Source organism: Halarcobacter ebronensis (assembly GCF_013201825.1).
GTDB lineage: Bacteria > Campylobacterota > Campylobacteria > Campylobacterales > Arcobacteraceae > Halarcobacter > Halarcobacter ebronensis.
Map to the genome: position 1 here is coordinate 1,835,779 of NZ_CP053836.1, position 26,515 is coordinate 1,862,293.

At 28.5% G+C, this 26,515-nt stretch carries 30 protein-coding genes; 13 read left to right on the top strand and 17 right to left on the bottom strand.

Features of this window, described 5'->3' with window-relative positions:
* The first annotated feature begins 94 nt into the window (after positions 1-94).
* A complete protein-coding gene (uvrA, locus tag AEBR_RS09105) occupies positions 95-2,905 on the top strand; it encodes an excinuclease ABC subunit UvrA (protein WP_129086546.1) in 2,811 nt (936 codons plus the stop codon).
* 58 nt (positions 2,906-2,963) lie between these two features.
* On the opposite strand, the gene AEBR_RS09110 is transcribed toward uvrA, so the two are convergent.
* Positions 2,964-3,353, bottom strand: coding sequence for a hypothetical protein (locus AEBR_RS09110; protein WP_129086545.1), 390 nt, complete (start codon positions 3,351-3,353; stop codon positions 2,964-2,966).
* A gap of 170 nt (positions 3,354-3,523) precedes the next feature.
* Between AEBR_RS09110 and AEBR_RS09115 the strand changes: the two genes are divergently transcribed.
* On the top strand, positions 3,524-4,573 hold the full coding sequence (locus AEBR_RS09115; protein ID WP_129086544.1) for a hemolysin family protein: 1,050 nt from the start codon (positions 3,524-3,526) through the stop codon (positions 4,571-4,573).
* Positions 4,574-4,676: 103 nt separating this feature from the next.
* Positions 4,677-5,153 carry a HugZ family pyridoxamine 5'-phosphate oxidase gene (locus tag AEBR_RS09120; protein WP_129086543.1) on the top strand — a complete coding sequence of 159 codons (477 nt, stop codon included), beginning with the start codon at positions 4,677-4,679 and terminating at the stop codon, positions 5,151-5,153.
* 10 nt (positions 5,154-5,163) lie between these two features.
* Here AEBR_RS09120 and AEBR_RS09125 read toward each other — a convergent pair whose 3' ends face one another.
* Positions 5,164-5,502 (bottom strand): MerR family transcriptional regulator, encoded by a 339-nt coding sequence (locus AEBR_RS09125; protein WP_129086542.1) that lies wholly within the window; start codon positions 5,500-5,502, stop codon positions 5,164-5,166.
* A 189-nt stretch (positions 5,503-5,691) separates the two neighbouring features.
* Between AEBR_RS09125 and AEBR_RS09130 the strand changes: the two genes are divergently transcribed.
* The 6 genes from AEBR_RS09130 (at position 5,692) to AEBR_RS09155 (ending at position 10,457) form a co-directional block, all read left to right on the top strand.
* Positions 5,692-6,339 carry a winged helix-turn-helix transcriptional regulator gene (locus tag AEBR_RS09130; protein WP_129086541.1) on the top strand — a complete coding sequence of 216 codons (648 nt, stop codon included), beginning with the start codon at positions 5,692-5,694 and terminating at the stop codon, positions 6,337-6,339.
* A 249-nt stretch (positions 6,340-6,588) separates the two neighbouring features.
* A complete protein-coding gene (gene ectA / locus AEBR_RS09135) occupies positions 6,589-7,092 on the top strand; it encodes a diaminobutyrate acetyltransferase (protein WP_172658884.1) in 504 nt (167 codons plus the stop codon).
* Positions 7,089-8,369 carry a diaminobutyrate--2-oxoglutarate transaminase gene (gene ectB, locus AEBR_RS09140; RefSeq protein ID WP_129086540.1) on the top strand — a complete coding sequence of 427 codons (1,281 nt, stop codon included), beginning with the start codon at positions 7,089-7,091 and terminating at the stop codon, positions 8,367-8,369. The genes ectA and ectB overlap by 4 nt, the downstream gene beginning before the upstream one ends.
* A 1-nt stretch (position 8,370) precedes the next feature.
* Positions 8,371-8,760 carry an ectoine synthase gene (locus AEBR_RS09145; RefSeq protein ID WP_129086539.1) on the top strand — a complete coding sequence of 130 codons (390 nt, stop codon included), beginning with the start codon at positions 8,371-8,373 and terminating at the stop codon, positions 8,758-8,760.
* A 1-nt stretch (position 8,761) separates the two neighbouring features.
* Positions 8,762-9,067, top strand: coding sequence for a hypothetical protein (locus tag AEBR_RS09150; RefSeq protein WP_128977780.1), 306 nt, complete (start codon positions 8,762-8,764; stop codon positions 9,065-9,067).
* A gap of 22 nt (positions 9,068-9,089) precedes the next feature.
* Positions 9,090-10,457, top strand: a complete 1,368-nt coding sequence (locus tag AEBR_RS09155) for an aspartate kinase (RefSeq protein WP_129086538.1) — start codon at positions 9,090-9,092, stop codon at positions 10,455-10,457.
* Positions 10,458-10,469: 12 nt separating this feature from the next.
* On the opposite strand, the gene proX is transcribed toward AEBR_RS09155, so the two are convergent.
* The 4 genes from proX to AEBR_RS09175 form a co-directional block, all read right to left on the bottom strand.
* On the bottom strand, positions 10,470-11,441 hold the full coding sequence (gene proX / locus AEBR_RS09160) for a glycine betaine/L-proline ABC transporter substrate-binding protein ProX (protein ID WP_129086537.1): 972 nt from the start codon (positions 11,439-11,441) through the stop codon (positions 10,470-10,472).
* Positions 11,441-12,463, bottom strand: coding sequence for a glycine betaine/L-proline ABC transporter permease ProW (gene proW / locus AEBR_RS09165; RefSeq protein WP_129086536.1), 1,023 nt, complete (start codon positions 12,461-12,463; stop codon positions 11,441-11,443). Before proW ends, proX begins: the two co-directional genes overlap by 1 nt.
* On the bottom strand, positions 12,456-13,661 hold the full coding sequence (gene proV, locus AEBR_RS09170) for a glycine betaine/L-proline ABC transporter ATP-binding protein ProV (RefSeq protein ID WP_129086535.1): 1,206 nt from the start codon (positions 13,659-13,661) through the stop codon (positions 12,456-12,458). Before proV ends, proW begins: the two co-directional genes overlap by 8 nt.
* A gap of 204 nt (positions 13,662-13,865) precedes the next feature.
* Positions 13,866-14,513, bottom strand: a complete 648-nt coding sequence (locus tag AEBR_RS09175; protein ID WP_129086534.1) for a hypothetical protein — start codon at positions 14,511-14,513, stop codon at positions 13,866-13,868.
* A gap of 169 nt (positions 14,514-14,682) precedes the next feature.
* Here AEBR_RS09175 and AEBR_RS09180 point away from each other — a divergent pair, with 169 nt between their 5' ends.
* Positions 14,683-16,452: a L,D-transpeptidase family protein gene (locus AEBR_RS09180; protein ID WP_129086533.1), complete on the top strand. Its 1,770-nt coding sequence runs from the start codon at positions 14,683-14,685 to the stop codon at positions 16,450-16,452.
* 2 nt (positions 16,453-16,454) lie between these two features.
* Here AEBR_RS09180 and AEBR_RS09185 read toward each other — a convergent pair whose 3' ends face one another.
* Positions 16,455-17,579: a hypothetical protein gene (locus AEBR_RS09185; RefSeq protein ID WP_129086532.1), complete on the bottom strand. Its 1,125-nt coding sequence runs from the start codon at positions 17,577-17,579 to the stop codon at positions 16,455-16,457.
* Positions 17,580-17,697: 118 nt separating this feature from the next.
* On the opposite strand from AEBR_RS09185, the gene AEBR_RS09190 reads away from it, so the two are divergent.
* Positions 17,698-18,216, top strand: a complete 519-nt coding sequence (locus AEBR_RS09190) for a hypothetical protein (RefSeq protein WP_129086531.1) — start codon at positions 17,698-17,700, stop codon at positions 18,214-18,216.
* A gap of 9 nt (positions 18,217-18,225) precedes the next feature.
* Here AEBR_RS09190 and AEBR_RS09195 read toward each other — a convergent pair whose 3' ends face one another.
* The 5 genes from AEBR_RS09195 to AEBR_RS09215 all read right to left on the bottom strand — a co-directional run bounded on the left by AEBR_RS09195 (position 18,226) and on the right by AEBR_RS09215 (position 22,422).
* Positions 18,226-19,464: an L-lactate MFS transporter gene (locus AEBR_RS09195; RefSeq protein ID WP_129086530.1), complete on the bottom strand. Its 1,239-nt coding sequence runs from the start codon at positions 19,462-19,464 to the stop codon at positions 18,226-18,228.
* 94 nt (positions 19,465-19,558) lie between these two features.
* A complete protein-coding gene (gene sstT, locus AEBR_RS09200; RefSeq protein WP_129086529.1) occupies positions 19,559-20,770 on the bottom strand; it encodes a serine/threonine transporter SstT in 1,212 nt (403 codons plus the stop codon).
* Positions 20,771-20,856: 86 nt separating this feature from the next.
* The gene (locus tag AEBR_RS09205) at positions 20,857-21,087 is read right to left on the bottom strand and encodes a cysteine-rich CWC family protein (protein WP_129086528.1); all 231 of its coding nucleotides are present in this window, start codon (positions 21,085-21,087) and stop codon (positions 20,857-20,859) included.
* Entirely contained in the window at positions 21,080-21,994 is a 915-nt protein-coding gene (locus AEBR_RS09210) for a class I SAM-dependent methyltransferase (protein WP_129086527.1), read from the bottom strand. The genes AEBR_RS09205 and AEBR_RS09210 overlap by 8 nt, the downstream gene beginning before the upstream one ends.
* A 5-nt stretch (positions 21,995-21,999) precedes the next feature.
* The gene (locus tag AEBR_RS09215) at positions 22,000-22,422 is read right to left on the bottom strand and encodes a MarR family winged helix-turn-helix transcriptional regulator (RefSeq protein ID WP_129086526.1); all 423 of its coding nucleotides are present in this window, start codon (positions 22,420-22,422) and stop codon (positions 22,000-22,002) included.
* Between the two features lie 64 nt (positions 22,423-22,486).
* Here AEBR_RS09215 and AEBR_RS09220 point away from each other — a divergent pair, with 64 nt between their 5' ends.
* Positions 22,487-22,801, top strand: a complete 315-nt coding sequence (locus AEBR_RS09220; RefSeq protein WP_129086525.1) for a monooxygenase — start codon at positions 22,487-22,489, stop codon at positions 22,799-22,801.
* A gap of 1 nt (position 22,802) precedes the next feature.
* Here the strand turns inward: AEBR_RS09220 and AEBR_RS09225 are convergent, their stop codons facing one another.
* From AEBR_RS09225 to AEBR_RS09245, 5 genes are all read right to left on the bottom strand, one after another.
* Positions 22,803-23,282 carry a GreA/GreB family elongation factor gene (locus tag AEBR_RS09225; protein ID WP_129086524.1) on the bottom strand — a complete coding sequence of 160 codons (480 nt, stop codon included), beginning with the start codon at positions 23,280-23,282 and terminating at the stop codon, positions 22,803-22,805.
* A 44-nt stretch (positions 23,283-23,326) separates the two neighbouring features.
* Complete coding sequence (locus AEBR_RS09230) at positions 23,327-23,890, bottom strand: hypothetical protein (protein ID WP_129086523.1); 564 nt, start codon at positions 23,888-23,890, stop codon at positions 23,327-23,329.
* Between the two features lie 72 nt (positions 23,891-23,962).
* A complete protein-coding gene (locus tag AEBR_RS09235) occupies positions 23,963-24,262 on the bottom strand; it encodes a hypothetical protein (protein WP_129086522.1) in 300 nt (99 codons plus the stop codon).
* Positions 24,247-24,669: an ArsC/Spx/MgsR family protein gene (locus AEBR_RS09240; RefSeq protein WP_129086521.1), complete on the bottom strand. Its 423-nt coding sequence runs from the start codon at positions 24,667-24,669 to the stop codon at positions 24,247-24,249. The genes AEBR_RS09235 and AEBR_RS09240 overlap by 16 nt, the downstream gene beginning before the upstream one ends.
* A 10-nt stretch (positions 24,670-24,679) precedes the next feature.
* Complete coding sequence (locus AEBR_RS09245; protein WP_129086616.1) at positions 24,680-25,243, bottom strand: hypothetical protein; 564 nt, start codon at positions 25,241-25,243, stop codon at positions 24,680-24,682.
* Between the two features lie 88 nt (positions 25,244-25,331).
* Between AEBR_RS09245 and AEBR_RS09250 the strand changes: the two genes are divergently transcribed.
* Positions 25,332-26,504 (top strand): aldo/keto reductase, encoded by a 1,173-nt coding sequence (locus tag AEBR_RS09250; protein ID WP_129086520.1) that lies wholly within the window; start codon positions 25,332-25,334, stop codon positions 26,502-26,504.
* The last annotated feature ends 11 nt before the right edge of the window (positions 26,505-26,515 follow it).

Here is a 26,515-nt window from a genome sequence, read left to right on the forward strand (position 1 = left end):
TACAATTATATATAAACTACTAGCTAAAAACTTTAATAAACTATTATAAAATCTATCCTATAATAACGGTTTTATTTTCTATGATGGACAACTAATGAACGATACAATTAAAATATACAATGCTAAAGAGAACAACCTAAAAAATATCAACCTTGAGATACCAAAAAACAAACTTGTGGTTTTTACAGGACTTAGTGGTTCTGGAAAATCTACACTGGCTTTTGATACTCTATACGCTGAGGGACAAAGAAGATATATTGAATCACTTTCTGCTTATGCAAGACAATTCTTAGATAAAGTTGGAAAACCTGATGTTGAAAGAATCGAAGGTTTAACTCCTGCAATTGCAATAGATCAAAAAACAACTTCAAAAAACCCAAGATCAACTGTTGGTACTATTACTGAAGTATATGACTATTTTAGACTTTTATACGCAAGAGTTGGGAAACAACACTGCCATAAATGTGGAAAACCAATATCTCAAATGAGTGTTTCAGATATTATTGAACAAGTTCTCACTCTACCTCAAGAGGCAAAAATTGTTATTTTAGCACCATTAGTTAATAGAAAAAAGGGAACCTTTGCCGATTTGTTAGAGAGTCTTAGATCAAAAGGTTATGTAAGAGCATTAGTTGATGGAGTAATGGTTAGACTTGATGAAGATATTGAATTAGCTAAGACTCAAATGCATACTATTAAAGTTGTAATTGATAGAGTTGCTATAAAAGATGAAAATAGAGATAGAATAGCACAAGATGTTGAAAAGGGTCTAAAAGAGAGTTTTGGAGAGCTTGAAGTAGAAGTAATGAATTTTGAAGAGCTTAACTGTGAGAAACATATTCACTACTCTGAACATATGGCTTGTTTTGATTGTAAAATCTCTTTTGAACCACTTGAACCTCTATCTTTTTCATTTAACTCACCAAAAGGGGCTTGTCCTACTTGTGATGGTCTTGGTATTAGATATGCTCTTGATATGAAAAAAGTTATAAATGAAGAGTTGCCTTTGGAAGATGGTGCAATTAAAATCATCTATGGATTTAATAAAGGTTACTACTTTAAAATGCTTCTTGCTTATTGTGAAGGTGCAGGTATTGATATAAAAATTCCTTTTAAAGAGTTACCAGAACATCAACAAAAAGCTGTACTTCATGGAGGAGTTGAAGAGGCAACTTTCTTTTGGAAAAGACATAAACTAACCAGAAAATGGGAAGGTATTGTAAAAATTGCCTATGATATGATAAAAGATGAGAAAGAGATGGCTGAATTTATGACAGAAAAAGTCTGCTCTGACTGTAAAGGGAATAGATTAAAACCTTCATCTTTAAGTGTTTTTGTTGCTAAAAAAACTATTTCTGATGTGATAAACTTACCAATTGAAGATGCTTATAACTTTTTTGCAGATGAAAGAAATTTTGAATATTTTAATAAACAGGCAAAAATGATCTCTGCTCCTATTTTAAAAGAGATTAGAGAAAGAATATATTTCTTACATGATGTAGGACTTGGATATATTACTTTAGGAAGAGATGCAAGAACCATAAGTGGAGGAGAGGCACAAAGAATTAGAGTCGCTTCTCAAATTGGTTCTGGACTTACAGGAGTTATGTATGTTTTAGATGAACCATCAATTGGACTTCATGAAAGAGATACAAGCAAATTAATAAAAACCCTAAAAGCTTTACAAGAAAAAGGAAATAGTGTTATTGTTGTTGAACATGACAAAGAGACAATTCAAGCTGCAGATTTTATTGTGGATATTGGTCCAAAAGCTGGAAAATATGGTGGAGAAATTGTATTTGCTGGAACCTTAGAAGAGATGAATAAAGCAAAAACATTAACAGCAAAATACTTAAATGGTGAAAAAAAGATAGATTATCCACACAATAGACCTCAAGAAGAGTTTATAGAGATACAAGATGTTAATATCAATAATATTAAAAATCTAGATGTAAAAATTCCACTTAAAAATTTGGTCTCAATTACAGGAGTATCTGGAAGTGGAAAATCTTCACTTATTCTTCAAACCCTACTTCCTGTTGCAAAAGAGCTTTTAAATCATGCAAAAAAAGTAAAAAAAGTTGATGGGGTAAGTATTGAAGGATTAGAAAAACTTGATAAAGTAATCTACCTTGATCAAAGCCCAATAGGAAGAACTCCACGAAGTAACCCCGCGACTTATACAGGATTAATGGATGAATTAAGGGTTCTATTTACAAAAACTAAAGAGGCTCAATTAAGAGGATATAAAGTAGGAAGATTCTCTTTTAATGTAAAAGGGGGAAGATGTGAAAAATGTCAAGGGGAAGGTGAAATAAAAATAGAGATGCACTTTTTACCAGATATTATGGTTAAATGTGATGATTGTAAAGGGAGAAGATACAATGCACAAACTTTAGAGATTTTATATAAAGGTAAAAATATCTCTGATGTTTTAAATATGAGTGTTGATGAAGCACTTGAATTTTTTGCAAAAGTTCCAAAAATAAAAGCAAAATTACAAACTCTATCAGATGTTGGTCTCGGGTACATAACTTTAGGACAAAATGCAGTTACCCTTTCAGGAGGAGAAGCACAAAGAATAAAACTTAGTAAAGAGCTTAGTAAAAAAGATACAGGAAATACTCTTTATGTTCTTGATGAGCCAACAACCGGATTACACTTTGCAGATGTTGATAGACTAACAAAAGTTCTACACCATTTAGTAGAAGTTGGAAACTCTGTTTTAGTAATTGAACATAACCTTGATATTATAAAAAATTCTGACTGGATTATTGATATGGGACCAGAAGGTGGAAACAAAGGTGGTAAAATAATTGCCGAAGGAACTCCTGAAGAGTTAGCGAAAAATCATAAACAAACTGGTTCATATACAGGGTATTATCTAAAAAAAGAGATAAATTAATTAAAACTGCAGAGCTGCAAAAATAGATTATTATATTTATATAAGTAAAATGTATTAGTTATTCAGCAGCTCTTGCAGCTTTTTCTTCAGCCAGATAATAAGCTTTTAATCTCATCATCTCATCTGTTGGGTATTGACTCTCAGAATCTCCTCTTATGGCTTTTACATAAAAATCTCTAGAAGAGTTATTGAATCCAAAATTCAAATTAGTTAAAACAACCTCTTGATATGTAGGTGCATTCTTAACTGATACAGAATTTGTTTCTGAACTTTCAGAGGTTTTATCTTGCCCCTCTTCAACACCTTTTAAAAAATTATCTTTTGCAATCTTTTTAGCTTCATCGCCATTACTTAATTTAGCAATTTCATTAGAAGGTTGCACTTGTTGTAATAACAACTCATTATTCTCTGCATATTGGTTAATTGTAGGTATTAATCCATATTCCATAATAACCTCCTTACAACATCCTTAAACATATTATACAAAATTTTTTATTTTTTTGTCAAAAAAAAAGATTTTTTATCTATTTTTTGCTATTATTAGCTATTATTTTTTTTTAAAGGAGTATTATTGGAAGATTGTTCCCAGAGGTGCAATTTATATAAAAAGGATGGAAAATGGAATTTCTGATATTTCTATTTATCCTTGTAATAGGCACATCGTTTTTATGTTCCGTTTTAGAATCTGTAATTTTATCATCAAATTACACTTATATTGCTGTTATTGAGCAAAAAAATCCATCTGCAGGAAAATTGTTAAAAGATCTTAAAACAGATATAGATCAGTCAATTGCTTCAATTCTTATACTTAATACAATTGCAAACACTTTAGGTGCAACTGCAATTGGTGTTCAGGCACAAAATGTATTTGGTGGAGATAAAACATTAGTTATGGCTATATCTATTATATTAACTTTTGCAATTCTATTTTTTGCAGAGATTATTCCAAAAACAATTGGTGCAGTATATTGGAAACAGCTGGCTGTTGTTGCTGCTAGAATAATCAGAGTATGTGTATTTATAACTTACCCTATAATTGTTATTACTCAATTTGTAACAAAAAAAATCAAAGGAAAAGAGAGTAGCGATTATCTGTCAAGAGAGGAGTTGATTCATACAACTTTACTTAGCGAAGAAGAGGGAGTAATTGGTGACTTAGAATCAGATATTATTGAAAATACCCTAACCTTGAATGAGATTAAAATAAAAGATATTTTAACACCAAGATCAGTTATGTATGCTGTTGAAAAAAATACTGCTATTAAAGATATTCTTGAAGATAAAAGAACATACAAATTTTCAAGAGTACCTGTTTATGAAGATTCAATAGATAATATTGTTGGAATAGTTTTAACAAAAAAACTATTTAAACAAGCAGTTAAAGATAGAAATGCAACCCTTGAATCTATTATGAAACCTGTAGTATCTTTAAATGAAAATATTCCAGTAGGAAAAGCTTTAAATAAGTTCATCCAAAAAAGAGAACATATGTTTATTGTTTTGGATAATTATGATCAAACTGAAGGGATTATCACTTTAGAAGATTGTATTGAGACTCTTTTAGGTCTTGAAATTATGGATGAATCTGACACAACGGCAGACATGAGAAGTTTAGCCCTAAATAAAATGAAAGCAAAGAGAAGAGAAAAAGCAAGTAAAAGAGCCTAAAAGCTCTTCTCTTTTATTTAACTTAATCAATAAAAAAACAAATAAGTCAAAGCTATATCTATATAAACAAATGTTAAATTCTAAAAAAATTTTAGGATAGCTTATGTTAAAAGATTTTATAGATAGTTTTAAAAGCAGTGTTATATCTTCAACCGATAAAAATGGTTTCCCTTTCTCTAGTTATGCACCATTTATCAAAATTGATGGAAAGTTTTACATATATATTAGTGCAATGGCAAAGCACTATGAAAATCTAAGTATCAATTCAAAATCTACACTTTTTTTTATAGAAGATGAAAATTCAACTTCAAATATTTTTGCTAGAAAAAGAGCTTTATTACAATGTGATGTAAAAAAACTTTTAAGAGAGACAAATGAGTTTGATATACTAATAGATGAGTTTGAAAAGAGACATGGTGAAACAGTAAAAATATTAAAAAAGATGAAAGATTTCTCTTTCTTTGAGTTTACTCCTTTTTATGGAGAGGCAGTCTTTGGATTTGGAGAAGCTTATAATATTGGTGGAGAAAAGTTTGAAGATTTGATCCAACGAGGGGATTTAAGGGGACATCAAAAGTAGAGGTAGAAGGTTAAAAAACCTCTACATCACTTACATCAATACCTGAGATTTTTTCCATTTTTTGTTCTACAATATCTAAAAAGTCTTTTCGATTCTTTTCATCCATATTTGTATATAACATCTCTAAAATATATTTTATTCCATTTGCATTTATCTTCTTCACACTTGCTAAATAGTGAACAAAAGAGATTACCTTTACATCATTTATTGAGTATAGTTTTTTTGAATCAGATTTTGAGGGGAAAAGTCCTTTCTCTTCATACATTTTCAAAGTTCTAACTTTTGTTGTAAGAAGTTCTGCAATACTGCTTAATGGTAATACATCTTTATTATTATCTAATAGAGCCAAGTCAATCCTTTTTTTGAGCAATTATAGTAAATTTTTTATTAAAAAAATGAGATTTCTACATCGGAATAAGATTCCTATAAGATTTTTATGATATAAGTATACATTATTTTAAGTTAAATTTTTCATCATGAATGTAAAATTTTCTCCTCTAACTTAATTTTAAAAATCCATGAAAAGGTTTAATACATAATGCGTCTATTATCATTAAATATTAATAAAGAAATATTAAACTATCTGATAGAGAATGAACTGTATATTTGTGATAATGTATCAGAAATTGATGATGCTATTTATCACAGTGAAGTTAGATACTATAATCTAATTTTAATTAAATATGATAATGCGAAAACATTAAAACATATTTTAAAACATATAAACCCTAGACAAACAGCAGTAATATTTATTGTAGATAATATTACAAAAGAGGAAGAGCTTGAACTTCTAAAAAAAGGAGCTTTAGATGTAATTAAAACTCCTGTTACAAATGAATTGATATTTGCTAAAATGAAGTCTATTCATAAAGAAAATTTTGAAAATGAGTATACTTTTAAAGGCAAATATATTATTAATAAAGAGGAAAAATCAATCTCTGATAATAAAAACAATAAATTAGTAATAAACGGAAAACCCTTTAGTATTCTAGAATATTTAATTAAAAACAGACATAGACCTGCTATCTCAAAAGAGGAGATCCTAGATGTACTTTGGGATGATCCGGAATGGGTAGTAAGAAATGTTGTTGAAGTAAATATAAATATTATTAGAAAAAGTATTCAAAATACATTTGAAGAAAACTTCATTAATACTGTTAGACACAGAGGCTATCAAATAGTTTAATCTATTATAACCACAGGCAAGACTTCTTGTCTTGCTTAAACTAATTTCCTTTTCAATTTAAATTCTCAAATTTTTTACAATCTATTATAGATACCATAAAATCAACTACCCAGGCTATTTTATTAAAAAACACAAATCATTACTTAAGCTTAATAAAAGATTAATTTGTTATATTTTTACACATATTTTGTAAATTTTTTACATATTAAATGTTAATTATCTACATATATTATGACAAAAGGAGATATTTTGTATGAAAAAAAAATCTACATACGTAAACCTACGAAAGAGTATTCTAAACAAGTTTTTAGATTAATTAAAGAGTGTGAAAATTTAGATTTAAATTCTGAATATTTGTATCTTTTACAAAATACACATTTCAAAGAGAGTTGTTCTATTGCAGTTTGTGAAAATAGAGTTGTTGGTTTTGTATCAGGATATAAACTTCCCAATGAACCAGAGATACTATTTATCTGGCAAGTTGCTATTAATGAAGAGTTTAGAGGGATTGGTTTAGCAAATAAACTTATCTCTAACACTCTTAAAAGAAAACTTAATAGTGGAATTACAAGAATACATACTACTGTGTCCCCTGATAATAAATCTTCAATTAAAATGTTTACTAAACTTGCAAAAAATCTTGATACTAAAATTATTGCTAAAAAGTTTTTTAAAAAAGAGGACTTTATAAATTCTCACGAAGAAGAAGTACTTTATGAGATAGGACCAATAAAACAAAAGGAATTAAAATGAGAATCTTTGAAAACTTAGAATCAGAAGTTAGAGGGTATATAAGAAGTTTCCCAACAATCTTTGAAACTTCTAAAGGTGCAATTTTAACAGATGAACAAGGCAATGAATATATTGATTTTTTTGCAGGAGCTGGAACATTAAATTATGGACACAATAATGAACATATTCAAGATGCATTAATTGAGTATCTTAAAAAAGATGGGATTGTACATGGTTTAGATATGGCAACTACTGCAAAAAAAGAGTTTATTCAAAGTTTCAATGAGACTATTTTAAAACCAAGAAACTTAGAATATAAACTTCAATTTACTGGACCAACAGGTACTAATGCAGTTGAGACTGCATTAAAATTAGCTCGTTTAGTAAAAGGGCGAAGTAATATAGTTGCTTTTACAAATGGTTATCATGGTTTGTCTCAAGGTTCTTTGGCAGTTACAGGTAACAATGAGTATAGAGATGAGAGTTATATAAGCAGAGCAAATGCAACCTTTATGCCCTTTGATGGATATTTTGATGATATTAATACTTTAAAATATTTTAGAAAATTTTTAAATGATGGAAGTAGCGGTGTTGATTTACCAGCTGCTGTTATTCTTGAAACTATTCAAGGAGAAGGTGGTATAAATATTGCTTCTAAAGAGTGGCTTCAAGAGTTAGAGTCTATTTGTAGAGAGTATGATATTCTTTTAATAGTTGATGATATTCAAGTAGGAAATGGAAGAAGTGGAGATTTCTTCTCTTTTGAATTTGCTGGAATAAATCCTGATATGGTAACACTATCAAAATCAATTGGTGGTGGACTTCCAATGGCATTACTACTTTTAAAACCTGATTTAGACCAATGGAAACCAGGAGAACATACTGGAACTTTTAGGGGAAACAATTTAGCTTTTGTAGCTTCAAAAGTTTGCTTAGATAACTATTGGCAAAATGATGATTTATCAAATGCAGTATTTTATAAAGAGAAAATACTAAAAGATAAACTACAACAAATTGCAAATAAACATAAAGATGACTATACAATAGATATACGAGGAAGAGGACTTGTTTATGGTTTTGAAGTAAAAAATGATAAAGCAATTGCTTCTCAAATTTCAGAATACTCATTTAATGAAAATCTAATCTGCGAGACTTGTGGAAGTGATGGACAAGTTGTAAAGTTTCTGCCTCCACTTACAATTTCTGAAGAGGATTTAAAAGAGGGATTAAACAGATTTGAAAAAGCGGTTGACAAACTATTTGAAGATAAAAAAAATAAATTGACTAAGGAGTTTTAATATGATTGTAAGAGATATAAAAAATATAATAGGAACAGAAAAAGAGGTTCATGCAAAAGAGGGACAATGGAGTAGTAGAAGAATGCTTTTAAAAAGTGACAATATGGGCTTTTCTTTCCATGAAACAATTATTAAAGCAAATACAAAAACACATATACATTATCAAAATCATTTAGAAGCTGTTTATTGTGTTAAAGGAAATGGGAAAATAGAGGATTTAAAAACAGGAGAAGTTCATGAAATATATGATGGCGTAATGTATGCATTAAACGAACATGATGACCATAATCTTTACGGAGGAAGTGAAGATATGAGACTTATTTGTGTATTTAATCCACCAATAAAAGGGAGTGAAAATCATGATGAAAACGGCGTATACCCTTTAGAATAAAATGAAATATCTATATATTGAAAACTACTTACTTATATCAAAAGATTCAAAACTTGAGTTTATTAACTATATTCACTCCTTTAAAAGATTTAAAATTGAAAATCAAAAAGTTATACTCAATGACAACTCTTTAGTAGTTAAGTTAAGCAATAACTCTTCATTAAATATTGCAAAAAAAGCTATTGATTGTTTTTTTAAAGATAAAAATGAGATTCAAATATACACTATTGACGAAATGGCACTAAAAAACAAAAAAGTGGAAATCTACAAAGATAACAAGCTAGTAAAAAGAGTAGATGCATCTTAATAAAAAAGCTAAAAGGGAAAAAATGAGTATCAAAGTTTGTAAATTTGGTGGAAGTTCCGTAAAGAACTCCTCCCAAATTAAAAAGGTCCTAGATATAGTAAAAGAGGATAAAAAAAGAAGAGTAATTGTAGTATCAGCACCAGGAAGAGATGAAATATTTGATGAAAAAATAACTGATCATTTATTAAATCTTGCAAAAGAGGGAAAACACTTTTCTGAACACCCCTACTCTATTAAAAAAAATGAGAGTTTGAATACTATTTTAAGTAAATTTAAAACCCTATGTGATGAATTAAAAATTGATAACAAAGAGATTTTGAATGAATTAAAAGAGGATTTAGAGAACTCTACTTTAAAAGACAAAAAAAGAGAAGCTTTCTTTCTCTCAAGAGGAGAACACTACAATGCAAAAATTATATGTGAATTTTTCAAAAAGAGCGGATTAAATACCATTTTAAAACTCCCTGAGGAATTTAAATTTATACTAAATGGGAACTTTTGTGATGGTAAAATCCAAGAAGAATCATATACAAATATTCAAAATACTTTTACTTTTGAAAAAGATGAAATATTTATTGTTCCAGGATTTTATGGAATAACAAAAGAGAATGAAATTGCAGTAATGAGTAGAGGAGGCTCTGATTTATCAGGTGGAGAAATTGCTTATGCTTTAGATGCAGATATGTATGAAAACTGGACAGATACAAATGGAGTTTATGAAGTGGACCCAAGAGTTATATCTAATGCAAATGTAATTCCAAGATTAACTTTTAAAGAGATAAGGCTTTTAAGCTCAAAAGGTTTTAATGTCTTCCACTTTAATGCAATGCTAAATTGTAAAAAAAGAAAAATACCAATAAATATTAGAAATACAAATAATCCTGCACATCAAGGAACAATGATACTAAACGAAAGAGTTCCAATGGAGAATTTAGTAGGAATAGCAAAATTAGATAATATGGCATCTATTCATATACAAAAAAATATGTTAGCTGATGAAATAGGTTTTACAGCTGAACTACTTAAAATTTTTGAAGAGTTTAATGTAAATACTTACCACTATCCAACAGATAAAGATGATATTGCAATTTTAGTTGATCAAGAGGATTTAAAGGGAAATATAAATAATTTAAGACGAGCTATTGAAAAAAGATTGTTTACAAATACAATTACAGTTACCTATCATCTATCAATAATAACCCTTGTTGGAATAGGATTAAAAGAGAATACTTTTACAATAGTTGATGCCATAACTGCATTAAAAAACAACAATATAAGTTTTGAAATGTTTGATTTAAGTCCGTCTAAAATATCTTTTCATATTGGAGTTTCCCAAAATATTTCAGAAGCAGCATTAAAGACTTTATATGAACATTTAATTAAAAAATAGAGGAGAAATCCTCTATTTTACTGCTTTTGCCTCTTTTATCCAAGATTCAACTTTTGTTTTATTATTATCTAACCATATTTTAACGTGTCTATCAATATCTTTCTCTTTTTTCTGACCATTTGTCATAAGCATATTTTCACCACTTACATCATTTACACTAAGTTTTACAATATCAAATAATTTTGCAATATCTTTATGTTTTGTTTTAACACTGGCATTAGATACAATTTTTTGTGAATTTACAGCAAAACCATAATCAACTCCATTTGGCAATTTTGTAGAACTTTGGTTTGGATTAGCAGATTTAGTTACTTGTAAAAATACAACATCTTTTCCTGGAACTAATTTCCCACTTACCCAATATGGAGTCCAAGTATAATATAAAATTGGTTTCCCTGTTTTATAGTTTGCAATTGTATCTGCAATAAGTGCTGAATATTCACCTTGATTATGTTCAATTGTATCTCTTAATCCAAAAGCGTCTAATTGATACTCAATAACTTTTTCACATCCCCAACCTGCATTACAACCTGTTAAATCAGCTTTTCCATCTTTATTAGTATCAAAAATTTTAGCAATTTTTGGATCTTTTAAATCATTTATATATTTAATATTATATTTTTCCGCTGTTTTTTTATCTATTAAATAACCCTGGGCACATCCTGAAATAAACTCTGAATATTTTGCAAATTTATCTTCACCCAAAGCCTCTAGTTTTCCATTATGTAAAGGATCCCAACTTGAAGCTATAAAATATACATCATCACTTGTTGCATTATTTGCAATTGTTTGATATGCTATATCATAACTCACATCATTAGTCATCTCCACATCATATCCCATCTTTTTTAGTAATTCAACTACAATTTTCATTTGAAAAGACTCTTCAGCTATATTTGTTTTCAAAGCTGTAATCTTTGCAGCGCTCAATCCTGTTGAAAGTAATAGTGAAACTAGTGCTCCTAATATTATTTTTTTACTCATTATTTCTCCTTTTTAACTAGTTTATAAATTAATCCTGCTGGTCCCTTTTGATACCATTTTATTTTTTGACTTTTATCTCTTGTTCCCATTGCTTGTGTTAATCTATCTAAAATAACCGCCAATAAAACAATTCCTAATCCACCAACAGCTGCAAGTCCAATATCAAGTCTTCCTATTCCTCTTAAAACCATCTGCCCTAAACCGCCAACGGCAATCATTGAAGCAATAACAACCATTGATAAAGCAAGCATCAAGGTTTGATTTATTCCTGCCATAATTGTTGGCATTGCAACTGGAATTTGTACTTTAAAAAGCATCTGTCTTGAACTTGCTCCAAAAGACCTAGAGGCTTCAATCAAATCCTCTGGGACTTGTCTAATTCCTAAATTTGTTAATCTAATAAGAGGTGGCAATGCAAAAATAATAGTAACAATAACTCCAGGAACATTACCAATACCAAATAGCATTACAATAGGTATTAAATAGACAAAAGCTGGAGTTGTTTGCATTGCATCTAATATTGGTCTTAGGATACTATCAACCCTATTACTTCTTGCACTCCATATTCCAAGTGGTAATCCAATAATAACTGAGAATAGAACAGCGGTTATAACTAAAGCCAAAGTAACCATTGACTCTTCCCACGCACCAATAAAACCAATTAATAAAAAAGATAAAAAAGTACCAAAAGCCATCTTTTTTGTGGAGAATTGAAGAGCTAGAAGAACAAAAAAAGCAATAACCACATAAGGTGAAAGATATTGCAAAAAGCCTTCAATTGACTTTAATACAAAATCAATTGGTGCCTTTGCTAAAATAAAAAAGTCTCTAAAATTCTCAACAAGCCAATTAATACCTGAGTTTGTCCAGGCATCAAAAGGAATAACTGCATTATCAAAAGGGTGTAAAATATCAAAACTTTGCGAACTATCTAAATTATCAGCTGTTGTATGTACCCAATCTACAGATGATTGTTTATCTGCTTGAGCCGTAGAAGCATTTCCCCAAGGATCATTACTCATAATCTACTCCTTCATCAAATACTTTTAATAGCCTACTTTTTGAAATGGTACCTTTATATTTACCTTCTTCATTTATTACTGCAGTAGGATATTTATGCTCTGCAATATCAGAGATAAATTCAGATATTTGAAGATTTTCATTAATAGGACTTTCATCAATTATTGCATCATGAATTGTGCCACCTACTCTTTTTTGCTCTTTTAATGATTCTAAGGTTAGAATTCCAATATATTTACCACTCTTTTCAATAAAATATGCATAATCATCATCAAAATCTGAGATATATTGTAAAGCAGCTTTTATCCCTGTTCCCTCTTTATTTATTATTGTTGAGCGTACTTTTTTTGCAATATGAGATGCTGTTAAAACTGAAGTTACATCAACACCTTTAAAAAATGATTTTATATAATCATTTGCAGGATTGTTTATAATCTCTTCAGGAGTTCCAATTTGAGAAATCTCACCATTTTGCATTATTGCTATTCTATCCCCTATTCTAATTGCTTCATCTAAATCATGTGAAATAAATACAATAGTTCTTTGGGCACTATTTTGAAGTTGCAGAAGTTCATCTTGCATCTCTGTTCTAATAAGAGGATCCAAAGCGGAAAAAGCCTCATCCATAAGCATAATATCTGGATTATTAGCTAAAGCTCTTGCAAGTCCTACACGTTGTTGCATACCTCCACTTAGCTCATCTGGATATGATAATCCATAATTTTCAAGTCCTACTTGCTTTAAAGCATCAAGAGCAGCCTCATATCTACTTTTTTTATCAACTCCACTTAACTCCAAACCAAATGAAACATTATCCAAAATATTCATATGTGGCATAAGTGCAAAAGATTGAAAAACCATTGAAATTTTCTTTCTTCTTATCTCTATTAAATCTTTATCATTAAGATTTGTAACATCAGTTTCATCAATATATATTTTTCCAGAAGTTGGCTCAATAAGCCTATTAAGTAATCTAACTAAAGTAGATTTTCCAGAGCCTGAAAGCCCCATTATTACAAAGATTTCACCTTCGTATATTTCAAAACTAGCATCTTGAACACCTATAGTCATACCAGTTTTCTTAAAAATTTCCTCTTTTGATTTTCCATTTTGTAGCATTTTTAAAGCTTTTTTAGGTTCTTCTCCAAAAACTTTAAATACATTTTTAACAACAAGTTTTTTATTTTTTTTATAATAAATTTTTAAACTCCTATAATTTTATTTACATATGAAATGTAATATTTTTACAACTATTATGTATAAATTATACTTAATATAAGATAAAGTGATCTTAAATGCATCATTGTTTAAGAAAGAAAATTTGGATTTTAAAACAAAAAAATATTTATGAAATTATATGTGGTATTTAGATTATGTGGTGTGAAAAGAGATTAAAATATAAAATTATTCAGTTTTATTTTCAACCTCTTTTTCTAAATCTGTTTTTGTAAGCGATGCAATTTTTTCATCAATAAGTGAAAGTGTTCTCTCTTGTGTTTTATAAGATATTTCAGGAAGCTCTCCACCCCATAGTTTTTCAGCCTCTTCAAAACCTTTTACAACTCCAGCTCTAACTTCTTCTAAAGCTTTAACATCATCACCTGCAAGGCCAATAACAAAAGAACTTACTCTATTTGAAGTCTCAGTAACCCCAAAAAATCCTTCATCTGAAACTAACTCTTTAGCTTCATCAGCAGTTAAGTCTGTAATTGCTTTACCTGTATATCCGATATCTGCTAAACTAAATCCATTATTTATCTCTTTACCTGAAAGGAAATCATAAATATTTTCATTATCTATAATATTTATTAAAGCCTTTTGTGTATTTGAATTCTCATAAGTAAATTCAGAACTTTTAATATTTAGATATACCTTTAAACTCTCCATAGAGATAGAGACATTAACAGCAGAATTATGGATTTTACTTTTGTAACTTGAATCATCTATAGCACTATCTTTAGGCTGATTCTGATTTTTTGTTAACTCTTGTTCAACATTTGAATCATACGCTTTATAGTTAGCAATATTGTTATTTAACTCTAAAGATTCCATAATTAACTCCTTTCATAGATATTTTCTTAATTATAATTTTACATTTCTTAAAATTTGATTAAATCAAATACCATGTAACAAAAAGGCAACCAACATAGAATGAGAACTTTTAGATTATTTTCATTATAATATTTATACATAGACCAAAATAACTAAGGATTTTGCAAGTATGAATAAAATTTATGGAATTTTATTTATTTTATTTTTTTCATTTAATCTATTTGCTTCTTATTTAAAAAGTGATCAATTTAATGAAGTAGAATATAGCAACTTGCATTTAGTTTCTGCAATTGAAGAGGCATTAAAACAGAAACAAAACTTAGATATCAATAGTCGCTTATTATATAAATATTATAAAAAACATAAATTTAAACCATTTTTTACCCAATATCGTCGAATAAATAATTTAGCAGTTGGGTTGATTAATGAAATAAAAAATGATGAAGCTTTAAAATTAAATCTTTCTAAACTTCTTCCCCTAGATCAAGTTGATATAAGAACAGAACTTTTAAAAAACAATCCAACAGTTGAAAATATCATAAATTTTGATTTTCTTTTGGTCTCTGTTTATCATAAATATATGACTCTTCTTTCAAAAGGAAGTGTAAATTGGAGTCTTTTTCAAAAAGAACTTGATGAACTAAAAGAGAAGGAAAATATCAATGCAAACTGGCAAAGATATAAGACTAAAAAAGATATTAGACTTCTGTTATACAAAGCATATGACTATAACAATATTCATATTGCTCTTGATGAAGTAAATTATACTTTTTTAAATGCAAAATTACTATCAGAAGCAATACATAACTATGAACAAATGGCTAAAAGTGGTGGTTATATAAAAATACCAAATTTTCACAAAGCTCTTAAATTGGGAGAATACTATCCAGAAATTGGGGTAATAAGAGAGAGATTAAAACAAAACAATCTTATAACACAAAAAGATAAAGATATTGAGACAATAAACATTGACAAGAGTACCTCTTCTATTAATATAAACAATAATACTTTATTACCAATAAAAAATTCTAATGAGTTGTATGACAAAGAACTCCTTGAAGCAATTAAAAAATTTCAAAAAAACCATGGTCTTATTCCAGATGGAATTATTGGTAAAAACACTTTAAATGCCTTAAATATGCCAATAGAAGAAAAAATTAAAAAAATGAGAATAAATCTGGAAAGAATGAGATGGCTTCCTAGAAATCTTGGAGATAAATATATTCTTGTAAATATTCCTGATTTTACAATGAAAATGTACTCAAATAAAGAAAAGATCCTTGATATGCCAATAATAGTAGGTGGTTCAAAACACCCTACTCCAATTTTTAGCCACAGAATGTCGCAAATTGTTTTAAATCCTTATTGGAGAATTCCCCAAGGGATAGTAAAAGATGAAATTATTCCAAATTTGATAAAAAATCCAAACTATTTAGAAGAGGAAGATATAAAAATTCACGAAAATTGGGATCATGATTCAATTGAGTATGATACAAAAGAGTTTGATTGGAATATTTTTTTAAATAATAATCTTATAGGGAATGAAGAGAGTGCTCCAATGAGATTTATTCAAATTCCTGGAGACAAAAATCCTCTTGGAAAAATGAAATTTCTATTTCCAAATCAATATTCAGTCTATTTGCATGATACTCCATTTAAAAATCTTTTTGAAAATAGTAATAGAGCACTTTCACATGGTTGTATAAGATTATCTAATCCTAAAGATTTACTAAAAACTATCCTTTCACAAAATTCAAAAATTAGTTATGAAGAAGCAGATGAAATTTTAAAAAATAGAGATAGAGTCGAGTTTGAATTAGATAAAAAAATACCTGTTCACATTGTCTATTTAACCTCTTGGATAGATGAAGAAGGGGAATTACAGTTTAGAAATGATGTATATGGTTATGACAAAATGCAAGAGAAGCTTCTTTTCTAAAACTATTTAGAAAAGTTTTTTTGTAGATTCTCTTTTAAAGCAGCTATTTGACTCTTTTGTAAGAAATACTTATCTTCAATTAGATATTTCATAAATCTAACCTCTGCATTTGTAAAACCGTCTAACTCTTTATCTCTTATTGAAGTCTCTTTTGTTGTAACTCTTACTCTTTTTAATTTTCCATTACTATTTTTAACATAAAAAACAATATCAAACTCTTTTGTATTGATTTTCTCAATTGTTACAAAAATATTCTCTATTTCATCACTATATGAAGGAACTATATATAAAAACTCCTCAGGATTCATAAATCCTATATAAAGTTTTGTATAGATATCAAAATATAGACTCATTCTTTTTGATTTAAAGAAATTAAAATTTATAAAATATGGATTTTTAGTTCTACTTTTCTTTAATATCCAATCTAATGTTTGAAAATAGACAAACTTTTCATGCTCAATTGTATATGCCTCAATAAATTTTTTATTATCATATTTAGTACTTAAAGCTGCTTTGTCTTTGTTATAGGCAATTCTTTTTAGAAGATCATCATTCTCTATATCTTTTGTAATCCAAATTGTACAAAAGTTAGGAAACCTTCTTAAACCAACTGTACCTTCTGTTAATACAATTAAAGCTCTAATGTGAATATTTGGGAAAAGCAATTTTAAAAGAGCATATTTTTTATCTAATCTTTTATTTAAACTAACTGTCTTTTTAGAAGTACTCATCTCAACAAAATACAAAGCATCATCTGTAAAAAAGAGAGCATCAAATTCACTAATATCTTTATAATTTGATTTATAAACAATTTGTAAACTTCTATCTATCATAAGTCCTGTTTTATAAAACTTATCAACTCTATTTTGATGGGGACCTTTTAAAACAAATTTTTTAATAAGATCATTTTCATTTGCATAATCAAGAAGTAACTCATAAATTATATTTTCATAAACTTCACCTTTAAAGCTATTATATGTAGCCATATTCTCCATTGAAATATCTAAATTCTCTGATTTTAAAAGTGGTTTTATATTTTTTGATGAGTATTTGTATGAAAAGAGATTTTTCTCTATTTTTGATATATCTAAACTTTTTATCTGGTCTGTGATTTTTAACTGTTGCAACTTATAAAACTTTATTAACTCCCTAAATTTGCTGATTATACCTAAAGTATTCTGTTTTGTAAAGTATAATTTAATCAAATAAAAATATAATGTGAAATAAAGGAAATAAATATCTAAAATGAAACATATAATACTTTTGATTATTACAGTTTTTCTCTTTTTAGGATGTAGTGTTAAAAATGAAAATTTTTTGGAAAAACAAGATAAATTTAAAACAAAAACAGATGAACTATACACTTTGATTCTCTCTATCTCAGATAAAATAGATAAAAATGAAGCCTATAGTGTTGCACAAAATAGTGTAACTTATTCTGACTACTTGGCTTTAAAATATGATGCAGTAACGCCAGCATTATTTAACAATTTTTTAATAAATATAAATATAAAAAAAAGAGGCTTATGTTATCACTATGCAAATGATTTGCTTTTTTATCTTAAAACTAAACGCTATAAAACCTTTGACATATTAAAAGTTGTAGCAAATGAAAATGAATATTTTGAACACAACAGTCTTATAATAACCAGATACGATATAGATTTTAAAGATAGTATTATTTTAGATGCTTGGAGAAATAGTGGAGATCTTTTTTTCTCAAAGGTAAAAGATGATAAAAAATATTTTTGGGAAGTTAAATAAAAAGAGAGTCTATTTTAACTCTCTTTTTAATTTTTTCACATCAATAAGCATTAAAACTGACACCACTAATGCAATTATAAAAAATGCCGCAAAAACATAAAGAGTTTGGGCATAACTTCCTGTCATATCTTTTACAATTGAGATAATAAGTGGTCCAACAAGTCCTGCTGCTGCCCAAGCAGTTAAAATATAACCATGAATTGCTCCAAGTTCTTTTGTACCAAAAATATCACCAATATAAGCTGGAATTGAAGCAAAACCTCCCCCATAACAAGTCATAATAAAGTATAAAACAAATTGAAAAACAACTATTTGTGTAATTGAAGGTAACATATAAAAAGCAACTACTTGAGTAGCAAAAAAGATAATATAAACAACGGGTCTTGTTATAATATCTGAAATTGAAGCCCAAAGAATCCTTCCTGCTCCATTAAATATTCCCATTAATCCAACGGCAGCAGCTGCTGCAATTGCTGAAATTCCTACAACCTCTTGCAATAAAGGGGAAGCAACACCAATAATTGCTATTCCACAAGTCACATTTATAAAAAGCATAAGCCAAAGACCATAAAATCTTGGAGTCTTTAATGCCTCTTTTAGTGTTAAGTTTGCCAAATCTTTTTTAAGAGTTTTTTTACCCTCTTGTAGCTTCTTTTTAAATCTTTTTGGCATAAAATCTGCCTCAGGTTTTTGTAAATATAAGGCAGATAAAAACATTATTACAAAATAAGTGGCACCCAAAATAAAAAAAGTATTTGCAATTCCAACTGCCTCTATTAGAATTTTAATTGTAGGACCCCAAATAGCCGAAGCAAAACCAAATCCCATAATAGCCAAACCAGTAGCCATTCCTCTTTTATCAGGAAACCATTTAACCAAAGTAGAAACAGGTGAGATATATCCTATTCCCAGTCCACAGCCACCTAAAACTCCATAAAAAAAGTATAAAAGAAGTTTTGACTCCATCAAAATTGCAAGTCCAGAACCCATGGTTCCCAAACCAAAAAATGATGCAGCTATAATTGCAGAAACTCTAGGACCATTTTTTTCAACAAATTTTCCCATAAGAGCAGCAGAGAGTCCCAAAAAAAGTATTGCTATACTAAAAGAGATAGTAACATCAGTCAAACTCCAATGTAAACTCTCTTGAATAGGCTTTACATAAACACTCCAAGCATAAACAGAACCTATGCAGATATGCACACCAACTGCCGCAAGTGCCATAAGCCAACGATTTTTCTCAACCATTATTTTCCCTAATAAAAAATTAGTTGAGATTTTAACAATTTTTTTTAATATATAGATAAATTTTTATTATGTTTGATATGAACTAAGAAAAATCTTAGTTCATATTTTCATCATGGCATGCTGCTGTAAAAACAACATCAGTAGAAGAGTTTAAAGCTGTCTCCATAGAGTCTTGAATAACTCCAATAATAAATCCAGTTGCAACAACTTGCATAGCTATATCATTTGAGATTCCAAATAAAGAACAAGCCAAAGGTATTAAAAGAATAGATCCACCAGCAACCCCAGAAGTACCACAAGCAGCCAAACTTGAGATAATACATAAAAGAAAAGCTGTTCCTAAATCAACATTTATTCCAAGAGTATTAACTGTTGCAAGAGTTAATATAGTAATAGTAATAGCAGCCCCTGCCATATTAGTAGTTGCTCCCAAAGGGATTGAAATAGAGTAAGTATCCTCATGAAGCCCTAATTTTTTACAAAGATTTAAATTAACAGGGATATTTGCTGCACTACTTCTTGTAAAAAATGCTGTAATACCACTATCTTTAATACAAGTAATTACTAAAGGGTATGGATTTTTCTTTGTTTTAAAAAAAACAATTAATGGGTTTAAAACAAAAGCAACAAAAAGCATTGTTGCAACCAATACAACTATAAGTTTAGAGTAAGTAAGAAGTGTTTCAAAACCTGTTTTTGCAAAAGTTTCTGCAACTAATCCAAAGATACCAAAAGGTGCAAGTTTTATAATAAACTCAACTATTTTTGTAACAGCAGATGAAAGTTCAAAAAGAATCTTTTTTGTCTCTGAAGAGGTATTATGCATAGCAAAACCAAGTGCAATAGCCCAAGCTAATACACCAATAAAATTCCCAGTTAAAAGAGCATTCACAGGATTATCAACAACATTAAATAGTACAGTTTTTAAAACTTCAATAATACTGCTTGGTGGATTTAAAGCATCACTTCCTGATTCTAAAAAAACAAGAGTCGTAGGAAACATAAAACTTACAATTACTGCAAGCATTGCAGAAAGAAAAGTTCCTATTGCATATAAAACAATAATAGGTTTTATTTTTGTTTCGACTCCTGGTTCTTTTGTTGCAATAGCTGAAGTAACTAAAACAAAAACTAAAATAGGTGCAATAGCTTTTAATGCTTTCACAAACAAGTCTCCTAATATAGAGACTGAAGCTGCTAAATCTTTTGAAAGCATAGAGACTATGATTCCCAATACAATACCTACAATAATTTGTAAAACCAAATTACCACGGGCATATCTTGAAACAATACTTTTTAAATTCATACTTAATCCTAATAATTAAAATTTTAAACTAAGATTTTAGCAGATGTTTTTTTAAAGTTAGTTATATATAAATTGCATAAAAATTGTTAATTAATGATTTTATTGATTATATATTTGTCAATAAAACAGTTTCTATCTTTTATGAATAGTTCAATACATTCCCTACAAATACAAGCTTTCATTCTAAATTCTTCTGTAATTAATTCTCTTAATTCAAGAGGAACTTTTATATGATTACACCAACAATCATTATTTGGAATATCTGCTTGGCAACCATTTGTTTTTTTGCAGAAAGGACAAATTTTAGAATCAATCACTCAACTTCCTTTCAAAAATCATATTTTTAAGAGCCCTATTTTCATCCTTTGAAACAAACTCATCAAGATTATCTAATCTTTTTATAAATTTAAAACTTGAAGCATTTTGTTTAAAAAGTTCTTTTATAAAATCTGCATCTAATTCAGGAGCGTTTAGACAAGATAAAATTAAACACTGCTTTGAAGCTAATTCATCCAATCTTTTTATTATCTTTTCATAATCTTTTGTCGCAGCAAAACTTCCTTTTTGAAAAGATGGCGGATCTATTATGATGATATCATAAGGAGCCTCTTTTTTTATTCTACTCCAAGATTTTAGAATATTATAGGGCATAAATTTTACTTTTTTTGTATCAAGACTGTTTAAATGATGATTTTCTCTTCCTATACTTAAAGCATTTTTTGCCATATCAACATTTACTACTTTTTTTGCCCCACCACTTAATGCAACTACAGAAAAAGCACAAGTATAAGAGAAAAGGTTTAAAACAGTTTTATCTTTTGATATCTCTTTTATATACTCTCTTCCTCTCTTCATATCAGGGAAAATTCCAATATTTCTATTATCAAAATTTATTGAATACTTTAAACCATTTTCAACTACTATCTCTTCTTTTTTCAACGCTCCAAAGATAACTTTACAAGGTGCTTTTTCTAAATATCTTTCTTGAACGACAAAGGTTTTAAAAGCATAAGTTAGGGCAAGTTCTTCTAAGAGTTTTTCTATTTGTTCTTGAAGTTCCTTCTTCTCATAAAAACAAACAAAGAGTATTTCATCTATACAATCAACAGTTAAATATGAAAAATCCTCATAGAAGTTCCCACGCCCATGAAAAACTCTTTTAAACTCTCTAGTTCTTTTTTCAAAATTTTTTTCTATTATCTCTTTTAAATCATCTAATGTCACTACTCTTAAACCTTTGTATTTAAAATTTCAAAAATTCTTTGCTGAGTTCTTATAAAATTATTTATATCTTTTGTTCCAATTTGTGAATATAACTCTTCTTGAATACTTTGTATAAAACTATTTGCTACAAGCATTAGGTTGTTCCCTCTTTTTGTAAATACAACAATTTTTTCTTTTTTGTTTTCTAACTGTTTTAAAATTATATAAGATGAAGATTCTAATTTCTTTAGATTTTTATGCATTGCTTGTCTTGAATAACCTAGTTTTTGAGCTAATGAACTTATTGAGATATTTTTATACTCTGCAATAAATGGGAAAATTGTTATCAAAGAGGCAGATAGATTATCAAAGCCCTCTTCTTGCAACTTCTTTAATATCAAGTCATTAAAAACTTTGCTTGTTTCTAGAGATAAAAAACATATTGACATTGTAAACCTAGTTGACAAATTTTACTGTTTTTGTTAATATTGCAAAAACTTTTTGGAGTATAACATGAAATTCCTTTTACAACTAGATTTTCCATATAATGGACCATTTAATAAAGAGATGACAGAAGCAATGAACGACTTAGCAAAAGATATAGCAACTGAAAAAGGACTTATTTTTAAACTATGGACAGAGAATAAAGAGACAAATGAAGCAGGTGGAATATATGTTTTTGATAATATGGAAGATGCCAAAAGATATCTAAAAAAACATACTGAAAGATTAGAAAGTTTTGGTTTCAAAAATATTAAAGGAAAATTTTTTGAGATAAATGAAAAGTTAAGTCTTTTAAGTAAAGCCACTTTTTTAAAAAATCTATAAACTACTTAAACTCATACATTTTTATATCAATAATCTCATACTCAAAGTGTTGATTATTTATCTCAAACTCAAACTCCTCATTTAACTCTTTCCCTAAAAGAGCCTTTCCAAAGGGAGATTTGTTTGAGATTCTATTTTCATTTGGATTTGTTTCATAAGTACCTACTATCACATACTCTTTTTTTTCATTACTATCTAAATCTAAAAGGGTAACTTGAGAACCAAAATTTACTTTTTTGTGGGGAATTTTTGTAGTATCAACAACAGTTGAACTGTTTATGATTTTATCTAAATATCGTAATCTTTTATCTATATTTCGTATCATCTCTTTTGCAGAGATATATTCAGCATTTTCACTTCTATCACCAAGCTGGGCTGCAAGCTCTTTCTCTTTTACCCAATATGGTTTCTCTTTTAAAAGTTTGTTAAACTCTTTTACTATTTCTTGATATCCAAACTCTGTTATTAACTCTTTTTGCATACGCAATTATAGAGAAAAAAGTTTGAATTGCAGGTGAAGCAGTCTTAAACTGCTCCCATAAGTTGTTTAGAACTCTCTCCTACAAAAGTTAACATCTCTTCATAAGTTTTTGATACTTCTTCAACATCTGCACTTGATAACTCATCATACAAAGTTTCAATTTTTTCTTCTTGCTCTTTTAGAGCTTTCATATCACTTTTATCCAAATCAGCCAAATCTAAAAGTTCATTCCATACTGAACTTTCATCTAGAGGGAAAGCAGTAAATTTAATTCCTTCATACTCAAAAGTACCAGATTTTTCTAAATCTGTTACATATAGTAGATATAAACCATCAGTGAAGAAAGCTTTGTATTTTTCAACCATTGGTGCTAAATCATTGAAACTATCTAATTCGCAAGCAAAAAATTTAATTGTTTCACCTTCAGTAATCATAATTACTTGTTTTGCTTGAATTTTTGGAGGTAATTTTCTATCTGCTGATATTTGTTTCCCAGCTTCAATAATTAAAGCTCCTCTGTATCCATAAGTTCCACCACTTAAATCACCACTAAAAGATGGTTGCCATGCTAGTTCGTTCTCTCTGATAAACTCAATAGGAGTTGCCATATTCTTTCCTTCTATTTAATATTTCCTATTGTTATGCAAAAACTATTCCCTAATAATTAAGGTAAAAATTTATCAAATTTTTTTATATTTTTTAGTTACCCTTACAAAATCGTAGAAATCACTTAGCATTAGATAACGAATTTGTATATCTTCAAATTTTTTATTAACTAACTCATGACCATCATTAAAAAGCCTTACATCTTCAACAAACTCACTAGGATATTCTAGTTTTTCCTCTTTAAGAGTTGGAAAACACTCCATAAAAGAGTAAAAAAGTTTATTAACAAGTTCTTCTTGCTCTTTTGTTGGATTTGTTAAAAATCCTTTTAGCTTTTCAAACTCTTTACAAATCTCAACTAAACAGTTGTGCATGAATCACTACTTTGGCAAGTACCAATCTCTTTATTAGTATCAATTTCAAGATTTAATGCAAGATTCAATTTAGAAATATCAAAACCACAAATTCTAATATCATCAACTTCAATTAAAGGTCTTTTTATTAAAAGAGGCTCTTTAATCATAAGCTTAATTAACTCATCTTTTGTGTAATTAGCTATATTTAACTCTCCACTTTTTATTTGTGGTGCAAACTGATTAATTATCTGCTCTTTTTCTAAACCATAGAAAAAAGAGTTAAGTGTTTGGGTATCCCATTTTTGAGAAAGCATTGATTTTACTTCAAAATCAACTCCGTTTGCTTTTAAAACATCTTTCTGCTTTTTATTTCCTGCGCACCCTGGTTTTTCATAAAATGTAATCTTCTTTTTAGCATAAAACATCTAAAGTCCTTTAGTCCATATATGGTATATCTAAATTTGCATCCCTATCACTTGCTGTAAAATCAAAACTACTATCAACTATCAATTTTGTTAGGTTCTTTTCTATCACTTTTATTTGTAGTTTATGATAGTTGTTATGACTCATATTATTTTCTATTTCTACTTTATAAAACCCCAAAATTATGGGATGTATTCTGTTTTGATTCTCAATTAATTCATCTAAAAAAGATTTTAAAGATGAGATATCATACTCATTTATCTTTGTTAATTTCCTAACTAAATTTCTTACAAATTGTTTTTGATGATACCCTTCACTCATCTCTAAAAGCTTTGATGCAGCATAAATATCAGCCTCTTGCTCTGAATAATTATAGAGATATCTAAAGTGGTCACAAACGATTTGTACATACTTAGGGTAGTGCTTTAATACAAAAACCAACTCTTTTAAATCACCATCAATTAGAACTTGAAAAAGAGTAGCTGTACGTTTCTCTATTTTATCCCAGTGATTGCCCTCTTGCTTAAACTCACCTAAAAATCTGTCATAAGTTTCTAAATCATATTCTTCTTCCATAAAACTTGTATATGCAATATTCATACCTTGTATTGATAGTGGTATAGAATTTGTATATAATATTTTCTCATAAAAAGAAAGGTTAAATATGCTATCAAAATACTCATTTGGAACTTATAGGGTAACTTACCAAAATCCACTTCATAAAGAGGCTCTGAAATTTGCTTTGGATAATGGAATAAAACATATTGATACTTCATCAAACTATATGTATGGTGAAGCAGAAGTTTTAATAGGACAAGTTTTAGAAAATAGAAAAAGAGAAGATTTTGTTATTGTTTCAAAAGGTGGGTATATTCAAGGTCCACTTTTAAAAAAAGTAAAAGAGGGACTTAAAGTTGATGATTTAGTAAAATATGATGAAGATTGTTTTCACTCAATAAATCCAGATTTTATAAGTGAACAAATTGAAGCTTCATTAAAAAGACTAAACACTAGCTATATTGATGTGTATCTACTTCACAATCCAGAATATTATCTTTTAAAAGAGATAAAAGGGGGAATGACTGCTGAAGCTATGTTAGAGCATTATAATACAATGCAACAAAGAATAAAAAGAGTTTTTGCCTTACTTGAACTAAAAGCAAAAGAGGGAAAAATAAAAGCCTATGGAATTAGTTCAAACTCATTTGCCAAAAAACGTTCAGATATGCACTTTTTAGAATACAAACATTTAGTTGGTTATGCAAAAGAGATTATGGGAGATAAACACCACTTTAAAGTAATACAACTTCCAATGAATCTTTTTGAAAGAGATGGTGAAGAGTGTGCAAAATGGGCACATGAAAATGGCTTAGAAGTACAAGTAAATAGACCATTAAATGCTTTTAAAGAGAACAAAATGCTAAGGCTAGCTAGTTATGATGAGTGTATCAACTATGAGCTTCTTTTAAATCAAGTAAAAGAGATACCAAATGAACACTTCCAAGAGGCTCTAAAAGAACTTTTAGCTATTGAAAATGAGTATAGATGGGCAGGAGATGTTGACGATATTATTGAGTATGAAGTTATCCCTTATATGGTAAATAAAGCAGGACTTGATCCAATATATTTCCAACTCTTTGATAACTTTTTAGATGGTTATAAAAACAATGTAAAAAGTAAAATATCAAAAAAAGTAAGTGAAGAGATAAAAATAGAGGAGCCTTTAGACTTCTATGCACTTAAATTTTTAGAAGAGAAAGAGTATATAACTAGAATCTTAGTTGGGATGAGAGATGTAAGATATGTACAAAAAGTATTGGCTTATAACAGAAGTTAAGAATTAACCTT

What these genes read in the sequence shown, in the direction of transcription:
- AEBR_RS09175 (WP_129086534.1), bottom strand. Translation starts at nt 14,513, where the DNA reads ATGGAATCTTTAGAGTTAAATAACAATATTGCTAACTATAAAGCGTAT.
- AEBR_RS09115 (WP_129086544.1), top strand. Translation starts at nt 3,524, where the DNA reads ATGGAATTTCTGATATTTCTATTTATCCTTGTAATAGGCACATCGTTT.
- sstT (WP_129086529.1), bottom strand. Translation starts at nt 20,770, where the DNA reads ATGAATTTAAAAAGTATTGTTTCAAGATATGCCCGTGGTAATTTGGTT.
- AEBR_RS09215 (WP_129086526.1), bottom strand. Translation starts at nt 22,422, where the DNA reads ATGTCAATATGTTTTTTATCTCTAGAAACAAGCAAAGTTTTTAATGAC.
- AEBR_RS09225 (WP_129086524.1), bottom strand. Translation starts at nt 23,282, where the DNA reads ATGCAAAAAGAGTTAATAACAGAGTTTGGATATCAAGAAATAGTAAAA.
- AEBR_RS09150 (WP_128977780.1), top strand. Translation starts at nt 8,762, where the DNA reads ATGAAATATCTATATATTGAAAACTACTTACTTATATCAAAAGATTCA.
- AEBR_RS09230 (WP_129086523.1), bottom strand. Translation starts at nt 23,890, where the DNA reads ATGGCAACTCCTATTGAGTTTATCAGAGAGAACGAACTAGCATGGCAA.
- AEBR_RS09110 (WP_129086545.1), bottom strand. Translation starts at nt 3,353, where the DNA reads ATGGAATATGGATTAATACCTACAATTAACCAATATGCAGAGAATAAT.
- AEBR_RS09155 (WP_129086538.1), top strand. Translation starts at nt 9,090, where the DNA reads ATGAGTATCAAAGTTTGTAAATTTGGTGGAAGTTCCGTAAAGAACTCC.
- AEBR_RS09145 (WP_129086539.1), top strand. Translation starts at nt 8,371, where the DNA reads ATGATTGTAAGAGATATAAAAAATATAATAGGAACAGAAAAAGAGGTT.
- AEBR_RS09120 (WP_129086543.1), top strand. Translation starts at nt 4,677, where the DNA reads ATGTTAAAAGATTTTATAGATAGTTTTAAAAGCAGTGTTATATCTTCA.
- uvrA (WP_129086546.1), top strand. Translation starts at nt 95, where the DNA reads ATGAACGATACAATTAAAATATACAATGCTAAAGAGAACAACCTAAAA.
- AEBR_RS09240 (WP_129086521.1), bottom strand. Translation starts at nt 24,669, where the DNA reads ATGTTTTATGCTAAAAAGAAGATTACATTTTATGAAAAACCAGGGTGC.
- AEBR_RS09180 (WP_129086533.1), top strand. Translation starts at nt 14,683, where the DNA reads ATGAATAAAATTTATGGAATTTTATTTATTTTATTTTTTTCATTTAAT.
- AEBR_RS09190 (WP_129086531.1), top strand. Translation starts at nt 17,698, where the DNA reads ATGAAACATATAATACTTTTGATTATTACAGTTTTTCTCTTTTTAGGA.
- AEBR_RS09235 (WP_129086522.1), bottom strand. Translation starts at nt 24,262, where the DNA reads ATGCACAACTGTTTAGTTGAGATTTGTAAAGAGTTTGAAAAGCTAAAA.
- ectB (WP_129086540.1), top strand. Translation starts at nt 7,089, where the DNA reads ATGAGAATCTTTGAAAACTTAGAATCAGAAGTTAGAGGGTATATAAGA.
- proW (WP_129086536.1), bottom strand. Translation starts at nt 12,463, where the DNA reads ATGAGTAATGATCCTTGGGGAAATGCTTCTACGGCTCAAGCAGATAAA.
- proX (WP_129086537.1), bottom strand. Translation starts at nt 11,441, where the DNA reads ATGAGTAAAAAAATAATATTAGGAGCACTAGTTTCACTATTACTTTCA.
- AEBR_RS09250 (WP_129086520.1), top strand. Translation starts at nt 25,332, where the DNA reads ATGCTATCAAAATACTCATTTGGAACTTATAGGGTAACTTACCAAAAT.
- AEBR_RS09220 (WP_129086525.1), top strand. Translation starts at nt 22,487, where the DNA reads ATGAAATTCCTTTTACAACTAGATTTTCCATATAATGGACCATTTAAT.
- AEBR_RS09245 (WP_129086616.1), bottom strand. Translation starts at nt 25,243, where the DNA reads ATGGAAGAAGAATATGATTTAGAAACTTATGACAGATTTTTAGGTGAG.
- AEBR_RS09130 (WP_129086541.1), top strand. Translation starts at nt 5,692, where the DNA reads ATGCGTCTATTATCATTAAATATTAATAAAGAAATATTAAACTATCTG.
- AEBR_RS09195 (WP_129086530.1), bottom strand. Translation starts at nt 19,464, where the DNA reads ATGGTTGAGAAAAATCGTTGGCTTATGGCACTTGCGGCAGTTGGTGTG.